The organism is Methylobacterium segetis (assembly GCF_004348265.1).
GTDB classification, from domain to species: Bacteria; Pseudomonadota; Alphaproteobacteria; order Rhizobiales; family Beijerinckiaceae; genus Methylobacterium; species Methylobacterium segetis.
Genome location: NZ_SMNT01000107.1, coordinates 1 through 10,496, shown reverse-complemented (window position 1 = coordinate 10,496; position 10,496 = coordinate 1). Strand labels below are relative to the sequence as shown.

Below are 10,496 nucleotides of genomic sequence, written 5' to 3'. Positions count from 1 at the left end.
GGCCGGCCCGGAGGCGGCCGATGCGGCGATGGAGGCCGCCGCCCGCGCCGCCCGGGCCTGGGCGGCGACGCCCGGGGCGGAGCGGGCCGCCGCGCTGGAGCGCGCCGCGGACCTCATCGAGGAGCGGCGCGGACGCCTGATCCACCTCCTCCAGGCGGAGGCCGGCAAGACCCTCGACGACGCGCTCTCCGAGATCCGCGAGGCGGTGGATTTCTGCCGCTACTACGCGCTCGAGGGCCGGCGCCTGTTCGACGGGCCGCGCGCGCTCGTCGGCCCCGCGGGCGAGTCGAACTGCCTCTCGCTTCGCGGGCGCGGCGTCTTCGTCGCGATCTCGCCCTGGAACTTCCCGCTCGCGATCTTCGTCGGCCAGATCGCCGCCGCGCTGATGGCGGGCAACGCCGTCGTCGCCAAGCCCGCCGAGCAGACGCCGCTCCTGGCCGCGGAGGCCGTGCGGCTCCTGCACAGGGCCGGCATCCCGCCGGGCGCGCTCCAGCTCGTGCCGGGCGACGGCGCGGTCGGCGCCCGGCTCGCGGCGCATGGCGCCATTGCGGGGGTCGCCTTCACGGGCTCGACCGGGGCGGCGCAGTCGATCAACCGGGCGCTCGCGGCGCGGGACGGGCCGATCGTCCCCCTCATCGCCGAGACCGGCGGCATCAACGCGATGCTCGTCGACGCCACCGCCCTGCCCGAGCAGGTCGCCGACGACGTCGTCGCCTCCGCCTTCCGCTCCGCCGGCCAGCGCTGCTCGGCGCTCCGGCTCCTCCTCGTGCAGGCGGACGTGGCCGACCGGGTGATCGCGATGGTGGCGGGCGCGGCGCGCGAGCTGCGCCTCGGCGACCCGCGCGACCCCGCCACCCAGGTCGGTCCCGTCATCGACGCCTCGGCGAAGCGGCGCCTCGACGCCCACGCCGCGCGGATGCGGGTCCGGTCCCGGGTCCATCTCGACGGGTTCGCACCCGCGGGCGGCACCTTCGTCGCGCCGCAGATCTACGAGATCGGGGGCCCGGCGGATCTCGCCGAGGAGGTGTTCGGCCCGATCCTCCACGTCGCCCGCTACAAGGCGGCCGATCTCGACCGGGTGCTGGAGGGGATCGCGGCCCTGGGCTACGGCCTGACGCTCGGCATCCATTCCCGCATCGAGGCCACCGTGGCGCGCGTCGTGGAGCGGCTTCCCCACGGCAACGTCTACGTCAACCGCAACATGATCGGCGCCGTGGTCGGCGTGCAGCCCTTCGGCGGCTGCGGCCTGTCCGGCACCGGCCCGAAGGCCGGCGGCCCGCACTACCTGCCCCGATTCGCCGCCGAGCAGACGGTGACGGTCAACATCGCGGCCTCCGGCGGCGACGCGGCGCTCCTCGCCCTCGACGGGTGAGGCGCGGCGCGGGCTCAGGCCGGGAGGGTCGGCGACGGCTCGGCCTGCAACCGCAGCGTCACGGCCTCGCGGGCCTGGCGGCCGGCATCGCGCCGGAGCGCCTCGGCGACGGCGTCGTTCCCGGCCCGCTCGTGGAAGCGCGCGGCGGCATGCAGCTCCGAGGCGATGGCCTCGGCCAGCGCCGCCTCCCGATCGATCCGCCCGCCCTGCTCCATGCCCAGCCTCCCGCAACCGTCGCGCGAGGCTAGGGGTGGGCGCAGGCAGGGGTCGATTGGACTTTCGGGGGAGGAGCGCTCAGTTGATCAGGCAGAAGCCGGAGGCCGGGTCCTGGCTGCCGCCGACGAGACGCCCGGTCGGGCAATGGGGCTCCCGGGCCCGGGCCTCGCGGACCGGCAAGGGTGTCGCGACAGGTGCGGCAACCGGCGCGGCGACGGGCACCGGGGTGACGGCGGCCACCGCCGGGCGCTCGGGGAGCGGAGCCACCACCGGGGCCGCCTGCGGGCCCGGGGTCGGCCCGAGGCGCAGGGAGAGGCCGCCGAGGGAGGTGCCGTCCGGCCGGGCGCGCCCGGGCTCGGCCACCCGCAAGGGGGCCGGATGGCTCCGGAAGCCGGAGAACCGGCCGCCCCGGGCCTCGGCCGGCGGGGCGCCCGCGATGAGAAGGGCCGCGGCCCCGGCAAGGAGGAGGCTGCGCATGTGTCACGTCTCCGTGGTCCGGGACGATCTTTGCCGGAGACATCTTAACCGGCCGCCACCGGAACCCGCGGCAATCGACGAATCACGGCCTCAGGTCATCGCGACGAGCGCGACGCCGGCCACCATCAGGACGGCGCCGAGGACGCGCCAGAGCCCCGCCGGATGCGGCTCGAAGCCGACCCAGCCGAAATGGTCGAGCAGGATCGAGGTGATCACCCCCGCCGTGACGAGGAGCGCGAGATAGGGCGCGGCGCCGATCTGCCGGGCCACGAAGAGTTGGGACAGGACCACGAGGGCGCCGAGCGCCCCGCCGATCCAGGCCCACCAGGGCGCCTGCAGGGCTTGGTCGGCGCTCGGCAGGCTCAGGCGCCCCGAGACGAGCCCCACGGTGAGGAGCGTGGCGCCCGTCACCGTCGAGACGACGAGCCCGGCCGCGAAGGGCTGCGCGAAGGTGCGGGCGAGCATCGCGTTCGAGCCGGACTGCACCGCGTTGGCGACGCCCGCCAGCACGGCGAAACCGTAGAGGTACCACATGGACGACCCTTGGCTGTGATGTGCCTCTCTCAAGCGGCGAGGCCCGGCGATGGTTCGTCCCGCGCCGCGCGCCCGGACCCCACCGGTTCGCGCGCCGCATAGGCGAAGCCGTGCATCCGCCCTAAGCTTGCGCCCCGATCCTTCCCGCCGGACCGCCCGCCCGCCATGCCCCCCGATCCGACGCCGCGCGCCCGCCCCCGGCTCGCCGCCCTCGCGCTCACGCTGCTCCTCGCCCTCCCCGCCGGGACCCCGCCGGCCGAGGCCCGGGAGGTCGTCGACGCGGCCGGGCGCCGGGTGACGGTCCCCGAGCGCGTCGAGCGCGTGCTGACGGCGGGGCCGCCGGCCTCGGTGCTGCTCTACACGCTGGCGCCCGCCAAGATGATCGGCTGGGTGCGCGCGCCCTATCCGGACGAGAAGCCCTTCCTCGCCCGGCAGACCTGGGACCTGCCGACGACCGGCCGCCTCACGGGCCGCGGCAACACCGCCAACGTCGAGGCGGTGCTGGCGCTCAAGCCCGACCTCATCGTCGATGTCGGCTCGACCGGCCCGACCTACGCCTCGCTGGCCGACCGCGTGCAGGAGCAGACCGGCATCCCCTACCTTCTCCTCGACGGGCGCTTCGCGCAGATCCCGGAGACCTACCGGGCCTTCGGCGCGATCCTGGGCGAGGAGGCCCGGGCGGCCGAGCTCGCGGCCTATGCCGAGCGGACGCTCGCGGAGGTCGCCGGCCGGGTCGGGGCGCTCCCGCCGGACAAGCGCCCCCGGGTCTATTACGGCCGGGGGCCTAAGGGGCTGGAGACGGGGCTGGCCGGCTCCATCAACACCGAGATCCTGGAGGCGGCGGGTGGGCGCAACGTCGCGGACGCGGCGGGCCGGGGCGGGCTCGTCACCGTCTCGCCCGAGCAGGTCCTCACCTGGGACCCGGACGTGATCCTCACCCTCGACGCGCCTTTCCGCGCGAGCCTCTCCGCCGATCCGCTCTGGAGCGGCCTGAGGGCGGTGCGGGCGGGCCGGGTCTACCAGACGCCCCGCCTGCCCTTCGGCTGGTTCGACGCGCCGCCCGGCATCAACCGCCTGATCGGCCTGCGCTGGCTCGCGGGCCTCCTGCACCCGGATCTGTTCCCGCAAGCGATCGAGGCGGAGACCCGCGCCTTCTACACGCTCTTCTACCACGTCGACCTCGCGCCCGATCAGGTCGCGGCCCTGCTCTCGGGCGCGGGCCGGTGACGCGCGCGCTGGCCGGCGCCCGGGCCGCCGCGCTGCCGCGGCGCCTCCTCCTGCGCGGGCTTCTGCCCGTCCTCGCCCTCCTCCTCCTCGCCCTCCTGTCCCTCGCCACCGGGCGCTACGGCGTGCCGCCCGGCGACATCCTCGCCGTGCTCGGGGGCAAGCTCCTCGGCCTCCCGAGCGGGGTCGACGCGACGGCCCAGACCGTGATCCTGCAGGTGCGCCTGCCCCGGGTCGCGGGCGCCCTCGTCGTCGGCGCGGGCCTCGCGGCGGCGGGCGCCACCTACCAGGGCCTGTTCCGCAACCCCCTCGTCTCGCCCGACATCCTCGGCGTCTCGGCGGGCGCGAGCCTCGGCGCGGTCGCCGGGATCTTCCTGTCCCTGCCCGTCGCCGCGATCCAGGGGCTCGCCTTCCTCGGCGGGCTCGGGGCGGTCGCGATCGTCTACGGCGTCGGCGCGGCGGTGCGCCGCCACGATCCCGTCCTGACGCTGGTGCTGGCCGGCGTCGCCGTCGGCGCGGTGCTGGGGGCGGCGATCTCGCTCCTGAAGGTGCTGGCCGACCCCTACAACCAGCTCCCCGCCATCACCTACTGGCTCCTCGGCAGCCTCAGTGCCGTGAGCCTGCCCGACATCGGCGCGATCCTGCCCGCGATCCTGATCGGCCTCGCGCCGCTGGTCCTGCTGCGCTGGCGCATGAACCTGATGAGCCTCGGCGAGGAGGAGGCGCGGGCTCTCGGCGTCGAGACGCGCCTCCTGCGCCCCCTCTTCGTCGCCGCCGCGACCCTGGTGACGGCGGCGGCCGTCTCGGTCACCGGCGTGATCGGTTGGATCGGGCTCATCGTGCCCCACGTCGCCCGGCTCCTCGTCGGGCCGGATTTCCGGCGCCTGCTCCCGGCCTCCCTGATGCTGGGGGCGGGCTACCTGCTCGCGGTCGATCTGGTGGCGCGCACCATCGCCCCGATCGAGGTGCCCCTCGGCATCCTGACGGCGCTGATCGGCGCGCCCTTCTTCCTGTGGCTGCTCGCCACCGCGCGGCGGGGCTGGTCGTGAGGGGTGAGCCCCTGCTGCGGGTCGAGGATCTCGCCTTCGGCTACGGCGCCCGCATCGTCGGCGCGGGCGTCGGCTTCGCGGTCTTCCCGGGCGAGGTCCTGTGCCTGCTCGGGCCGAACGGCTGCGGCAAGACCACCCTGTTCAAGACCCTGCTCGGCCTTCTGCCCGCGAGGGCCGGCCGCGTCCTCGTGGAGGGGGAGAGCGTCGCGCGCTGGCCGCGCGCGCGGCTCGCCCGAACCATCGCCTACGTGCCCCAGGCGCACGCGGCGCTGTTCCCCTTCAGCGTGCGCGAGGTCGTGCTGATGGGCCGCGCGAGCCGGATGAGGCCCTTCGCGAGCCCGGGCCGGGCCGACCACGCGGCGGCCGAGGCCGCGCTTGCGGCGCTCGGGATCGGCCACTTGGCGGAGCGGGTCTACACCGAGATCAGCGGCGGCGAGCGCCAGCTCGCCCTGATCGCCCGCGCGCTCGCGGGCGAGCCGCGCCTCCTCGTGATGGACGAGCCGACCGCGAGCCTCGATTTCGGCAACCAGGCGCGCGTGCTCGGCCAGATCCGCCGGCTCTCGGCGCGGGGCCTCGGGGTGGTGCTCTCGACCCACGATCCCGGCCACGCCTTCCTCTGCGCCGACCGGGTGGCCCTCCTGCGGGAGGGGGCGCTGGCGGGGCTCGGGGCGCCGGCCGAGATCCTCACCCCCGAGAGCCTGGAGCGGCTCTACGGCGTGCCGGTGGCCGTCGTTCCTCTCGGGGGCGGGGCCGGCACCGTCTGCACGCCGCGCCTGCCCTGACGGATGCGCCGGGCGGGATCAGAGGTTCGAGCGCTGCAGGACCCCCTGGGCGACGGCGGCCCCGCCGTCCTCCGCCCGGGCCACGGGGGCGCCGAGGGCCCCCATCAGGACGCGCAGCCCCTCGACCCAGGCCTCGGCCTCGGCGAGCGTCGCCACCCCCTCCCGCAGGAAGGTCTTCGCCTGCGCCCCGGCCGATCCCGCGCCGGCGTCCCGGGCGGGCTCCATCGTCACGGCCACATCGAAGCGGCCGTCGGGTCGGTCGGTGATCCGGTAGGTCACGGTACGGGGCATGAGGCCGGTGATGATACGCGTCGCGGATAATTGGGCGCGATCATCATGCACCAGAGGGAGGCGCTCTCATATGCGTCGAACTGCCGATGGCGCGCGAAAGTGCGGCGAGGCTCCCGCGGGCCGGGGCGCGCCTGCGCAGCCGCTCCGGCGAAGCCCCGCTCCCCGGCCTCCGCTTGCTGCCCCGGCGCCGCGCTCTATCATCGGCGGGCCCGAATCTTTCGCGGCCGGCTCTCCGGGAGGGGATCGAGCGATGGCATTCTTCCTCGGTATCGGCGGTCCCTGGATCGTCCTGATGATCCTCGACCTGATGGCGACGAAGCGCGGCCTGCAGCTCTCCAGCGCGGAGCGGGCGCAGGGCTGGCAGGCCCGCCTCGAGCACCTGCTCCGGCGGCGCGAGCCGCGGCGGGCGGAATCGGCGGCCTTCGACGGATCGCGGTGACGGGATCTTCACGGGCCGCGTGCTGATCTGGCGGTTCGGGAGGACCGATCCATGATCGCCGGTGCGCCCCTCTCCTCGATCGGCCTGCTGCGGCAGGCGGAGCTCGAACTCACCGCCCGCAACGCCGCCCTGCGCCGCGGCGCGCCGGCCGACGCGCCCGTCACGGTGGACATCGCGCAGCCTGTCGAGCGCCCGCGGGCCGGGGCGGGGATCGAGGCGGCCGCGGAGCCGGCGCGGCGGCGGATCCTCGACATCACGGTCTGACCGCTTCCTCGGGGCGCGCCCCGGTCGTCGGCGGCCGGCAGGGGCCGCGATGCGTGCGGGCCGGGCGCGAATACTGGACCCGCACGCTTCCGGGACCCGCGAAACCTGGCATTCCCCGCATCCCGTCGGTACAGTTGCGGGCGCGCGCGGGGGACTAATCCGGTCTAATGACTCAGAGTTATTGAAAATCCTCACGATTCGGGACAAGCATCCCTCCTCTGACGACGAGGCGCCTCGGGTCGTCGCAAGCACAGGGGTAAGGAGAGAAGGGTCCTCAAGCGTACTGTTTCAGATCTGCGTAGTTTTTACAATTTTACCGGATTGAATACTCAGTTTAATCTTGCGGTAAGACAGCCGTTACGCTGGCACAAGTCCAATAAACTATATTGTGCAAGATCTGATCGGCAGCGAACGGGTCGGCACCAACGAAACCACCATCAGGAGCGAGCCGACAGGCTGCCGATGCCCGGGCAACGTCCGGGCGCGGCGCGCGGCGGCGCGGCTCGGCCCGGCAGGGGCCGCGGAAGGCTGTCGCACGATCAACCGGGAATGGGCCGGTCCCCGACGCTCACGCGAGGCCGGGGCCGCCCGGCCCGACGCTGGGGACCTGTCGCCATGTTTCTGGACCGGAAGACCACCTCTCGGATCCGCATCCAGGAGGCCGAGCGCGCCCGCGAGAACAGGCTGGAGATCGTCAAGGCCGTCTCGCACGGTCAGATCACCAAGCGCGACCTGTTCCGCTGGGGGATCTACGGCGCGGGCGGCCTGATCGCGGCCAAGCACGGCCTCAGCCCCTTCGTGCGCAGCGCCTACGCCACCGTGCCGACCGGGACGCCGCGCAGCCCCCTGTTCGGCGCCGAGAAGTTCCACGAGCCCCTGCACCGGGCCCTCGTCCAGCCGCGCATCCCCCTCGCGGCGGCGGCGGGCAGCGACGACGTGCTCTGGATGAGCCCGAGCGGGCGCCCCCTCCCCGAGATGCCGGCCCGGCGCCTCTCCTACCACGACGAATGGTCGAAGCGGGGCGCGAACTGGCAGCGCCTGACCAATCCGCTGACCGGCCGCGGCCCCTGCGAGGGCCGCCCGCCGGGCGAGTTCTTCGCCCATCAGCGCTGGTCGAACGACCCGACGAGCGCGAACCGCGACCTCTTCCCGAAGGTCGGCTACCTCATGTCCCTCGGGCAATGCGAGGCCGCCACCCGCTTCTGCGCGGAGATGCCCGAGCAGGACATGAACGCGATGTGGTCGTTCGGCGTGCGCCAGCCGGGCTGGGCGGGCTCGAGCGCGGGCTCGCGCCTCGGCTACGGCATGCCCTGCCTGATCAAGGCCCGCTACGGCGAGCCGATGCTGACGCGCATCTACAACGATCTCCCGGCCGACCGCACCCAGAACCGGGGCTTCGGCCGCAACGAGATCACCACCCATTTCCACAACGCGCATAACGGCGCCGAGAGCGACGGCGCCTGCAACGCCTTCCACTATCCGGGCACCTTCTACGATTACCATTGGGCCCTGACCCTCGCCCGCCGCGACCTGCCGGCCCATCGCGCCTTCAGCGACCCGCTCTACCGGCAGAAGGCCTCCGGCCCGACCGACGACGGCGGCCTGATGATGGTCGAGGGCGATTACCGCGAGATCCAAGGGTCGATGTGGTTTCACGACCACCGGTTCTTCTTCACGGCGGAGAACGTGCACAAGGGCAACTTCGCCCTGTGCAACGTCTATAGCGGCCCGGACCGGGCCTGCACCGCGGTCAGGGACGGGATCAACCTGCTCCTGCCGAGCGGGGATGCGACCGCCTGGGGCAACCAGGATTTCGACGTGAACCTCGCGGTCTCGAACCCGGCCTTCGACAGGGACGGGCAGATGTTCTTCGACATCTTCGACACCGACGGCTTCCTCGGCGACGTCATCGCCGTGAACGGCGGCTACTACCCCTACATGGAGGTGCTGCCGCGCCGCTACCGCTTCCGCATCCTCAACGCGGCGATGGCGCGCTTCTACAAGTTCGCGATCGGGGTCAACAGGTCGAAGAAGTTCTCCTCCGGCACGGCGGTGCCGTTCTGGTTCATCGCCAACGACGGCAACCTCGTCGTCAATCCCGTCCAGCTCACCGCGCTCGAGGAGCAGGGCAACGGCGAGCGCTACGACATCGTCGTCGACTTCTCGGCCTTCGCCGACGGCGACAGCCTCTACCTCGTCAACCTGCTCAGGCAGACCGACGGCCGCAAGCCCGACAAGACGATGTCCATGCGGGACGCGCTCAGGGGCAAGGAGGAGGACCCCTGCGTCGGGCCCGTGATGGAGTTCCGGGTCCGCAGGGGCGGCATCAAGAGCGTCGACGACCCGAGCCGCACCTATACGGGGCTCGAGGCCGACCCGAGCACGGACTTCTCGACCTCCGACTGGAAGGGCGGCCTCAGGACGCTGACCACCCAGATCCCGGTCGTCGCCCCCGTGCGCGAGCGCGTCATCGAGTTCGGGCGCTCGGGCGGCGGCGATTCCCGCGACCCGAAGACCGGCCTCTGCATCCCCGATTGCGGCGAGCACGAAGCCTTCCCCTACTCGATCAAGGTGAACGGCCAGTCGGCCCACACGCTGAACGCCAACCGGATCAGCGCGCTGGTGCCGAGGCCCGGCGAGGTCGAGCACTGGACCTTCGTCAACGGGGGCGGGGGCTGGGACCACCCGATCCACCTGCATTTCGAGGAGGGCCTCACCCTCGACCGCGGCGGCGCCTCGATCGGCCCGACCGAGAAGCTCGTGCGCAAGGACGTCTGGCGCCTGCGCCCGAGCGGGACGGTCCGCATCCAGGTCTGCTTCGGCGAGTTCGGCGGCGCCTACGTGAGCCATTGCCACAACACCGCGCACGAGGATTTCGCGATGGTGCTGCGCTACCAATTGCTCACACCGCCGCCGAACGACCCGGACTTCGCCAAGACCGGCAGCCGGCCGCACTGGCAGGTCTCGAACACGCCGATCCCCTCGCCCGACGGCGTCACCTTCCGCGTGCCGGAGGTGCTGCCCGAGGCGAGCCCGACCTTCCGAAGCACGAGAACCTGAGGCCGTCATGCGCGCGCGGGCGGGATGGACGGGATGGGGACCTGGGGGCGGGCGGGATTCCGCGCAGGCGGGCTTCACGCTGGTCGAGGTGATCGTGGTGCTGTCGATCATGGGGCTGATCATGAGCCTGGTCGGCCCGCGCGTGCTCGGCTACCTCACCGACTCCAAGGCCAAGACCGCCCGCATCCAGGTCGAGACCCTCTCCAGCGCCGTCGAGCTGTTCTTCATCGACACCGGCCGCTACCCCCTCGAGACCGAGGGCCTGCAGGCCCTGGTCAGCCCCCCCGGCGGCCTCGCCGCCTGGAACGGACCCTACCTCAAGGGCGCCTCCGTGCCCCGGGACCCCTGGGGGCGCCCCTACCTCTACGCCTCGCCCGACCGCGGCCGCAGCTTCCTCATCACCTTCACCGGTCCCGACGGGCGCGAGCCCGGCGCCCGCGCGCCCCGGCCGGCCCTGCTGCCCGCCGCCCCGGCCCCGCCGGCGGGCGGGCGCCAGGCCGAGCTCGGGCCGAGGAGGGCCGAATGAGCCCGGCCGCCCCCTGGCGCGCGCATCTCGCCGCCGCGCTCTCCGCGCTCGCCGCCTGGTGGCGGGCGGAGCTGCGCGCCGGCCTCGGCAGCCTGCGCCCCGGCCTGCGCCCAGACCTGCGCTCCGGCCTGCCCGCCGCCCCGCCCCTGCGCCTCGTGCTCCGCCCGGACGCGGACGGGCTCGGCCTCAGCCTGCGCACGCCCCAGGCCACGTGGTCCGCCGACGGGTCCGCCGACCTGTGCGCCGGGCGCGTCGCCTGGGC

Annotated in this window: 13 protein-coding genes; 9 read left to right on the top strand and 4 right to left on the bottom strand. The window is 73.8% G+C overall.

Features of this window, described 5'->3' with window-relative positions; all coding sequences use genetic code 11:
- Window positions 1-1,372, top strand: a 1,372-nt coding sequence (locus tag E1J50_RS21765) for an L-glutamate gamma-semialdehyde dehydrogenase (RefSeq protein WP_132255875.1), incomplete at its 5' end; no start/stop codon positions are given.
- Between the two features lie 14 nt (window positions 1,373-1,386).
- Here E1J50_RS21765 and E1J50_RS21760 read toward each other — a convergent pair.
- The 3 genes from E1J50_RS21760 to E1J50_RS21750 form a co-directional block, all read right to left on the bottom strand.
- The gene (locus tag E1J50_RS21760) at window positions 1,387-1,587 is read right to left on the bottom strand and encodes a hypothetical protein (RefSeq protein WP_132255874.1); all 201 of its coding nucleotides are present in this window, start codon (window positions 1,585-1,587) and stop codon (window positions 1,387-1,389) included.
- 79 nt (window positions 1,588-1,666) lie between these two features.
- The gene (locus E1J50_RS21755) at window positions 1,667-2,065 is read right to left on the bottom strand and encodes a hypothetical protein (protein WP_132255873.1); all 399 of its coding nucleotides are present in this window, start codon (window positions 2,063-2,065) and stop codon (window positions 1,667-1,669) included.
- A 90-nt stretch (window positions 2,066-2,155) separates the two neighbouring features.
- A complete protein-coding gene (locus E1J50_RS21750) occupies window positions 2,156-2,599 on the bottom strand; it encodes a DMT family transporter (RefSeq protein ID WP_132255872.1) in 444 nt (147 codons plus the stop codon).
- Between the two features lie 165 nt (window positions 2,600-2,764).
- Here E1J50_RS21750 and E1J50_RS21745 point away from each other — a divergent pair, with 165 nt between their 5' ends.
- The 3 genes from E1J50_RS21745 to E1J50_RS21735 are packed head-to-tail and all read left to right on the top strand — an operon-like array spanning window position 2,765 to window position 5,654.
- On the top strand, window positions 2,765-3,826 hold the full coding sequence (locus E1J50_RS21745) for an iron ABC transporter substrate-binding protein (RefSeq protein ID WP_132255871.1): 1,062 nt from the start codon (window positions 2,765-2,767) through the stop codon (window positions 3,824-3,826).
- Window positions 3,827-3,834: 8 nt separating this feature from the next.
- Window positions 3,835-4,872, top strand: coding sequence for a FecCD family ABC transporter permease (locus tag E1J50_RS21740; RefSeq protein WP_425374958.1), 1,038 nt, complete (start codon window positions 3,835-3,837; stop codon window positions 4,870-4,872).
- Window positions 4,869-5,654, top strand: coding sequence for an ABC transporter ATP-binding protein (locus E1J50_RS21735; RefSeq protein WP_132255869.1), 786 nt, complete (start codon window positions 4,869-4,871; stop codon window positions 5,652-5,654). The genes E1J50_RS21740 and E1J50_RS21735 overlap by 4 nt, the downstream gene beginning before the upstream one ends.
- Before the next feature lie 18 nt (window positions 5,655-5,672).
- Here the strand turns inward: E1J50_RS21735 and E1J50_RS21730 are convergent, their stop codons facing one another.
- Complete coding sequence (locus tag E1J50_RS21730) at window positions 5,673-5,945, bottom strand: hypothetical protein (protein WP_132255868.1); 273 nt, start codon at window positions 5,943-5,945, stop codon at window positions 5,673-5,675.
- Window positions 5,946-6,195: 250 nt separating this feature from the next.
- Between E1J50_RS21730 and E1J50_RS21725 the strand changes: the two genes are divergently transcribed.
- The 5 genes from E1J50_RS21725 to E1J50_RS21705 form a co-directional block, all read left to right on the top strand.
- On the top strand, window positions 6,196-6,384 hold the full coding sequence (locus E1J50_RS21725) for a hypothetical protein (protein WP_132255867.1): 189 nt from the start codon (window positions 6,196-6,198) through the stop codon (window positions 6,382-6,384).
- A 51-nt stretch (window positions 6,385-6,435) separates the two neighbouring features.
- Window positions 6,436-6,648: a hypothetical protein gene (locus tag E1J50_RS21720; RefSeq protein WP_132255866.1), complete on the top strand. Its 213-nt coding sequence runs from the start codon at window positions 6,436-6,438 to the stop codon at window positions 6,646-6,648.
- 615 nt (window positions 6,649-7,263) lie between these two features.
- Entirely contained in the window at window positions 7,264-9,708 is a 2,445-nt protein-coding gene (locus E1J50_RS21715) for a multicopper oxidase domain-containing protein (protein WP_132255865.1), read from the top strand.
- A 7-nt stretch (window positions 9,709-9,715) separates the two neighbouring features.
- The gene (gene gspG / locus E1J50_RS21710; RefSeq protein ID WP_132255864.1) at window positions 9,716-10,234 is read left to right on the top strand and encodes a type II secretion system major pseudopilin GspG; all 519 of its coding nucleotides are present in this window, start codon (window positions 9,716-9,718) and stop codon (window positions 10,232-10,234) included.
- Window positions 10,231-10,496, top strand: a 266-nt coding sequence (locus tag E1J50_RS21705; RefSeq protein WP_207919266.1) for a hypothetical protein, incomplete at its 3' end; no start/stop codon positions are given. The genes gspG and E1J50_RS21705, both read left to right, overlap by 4 nt.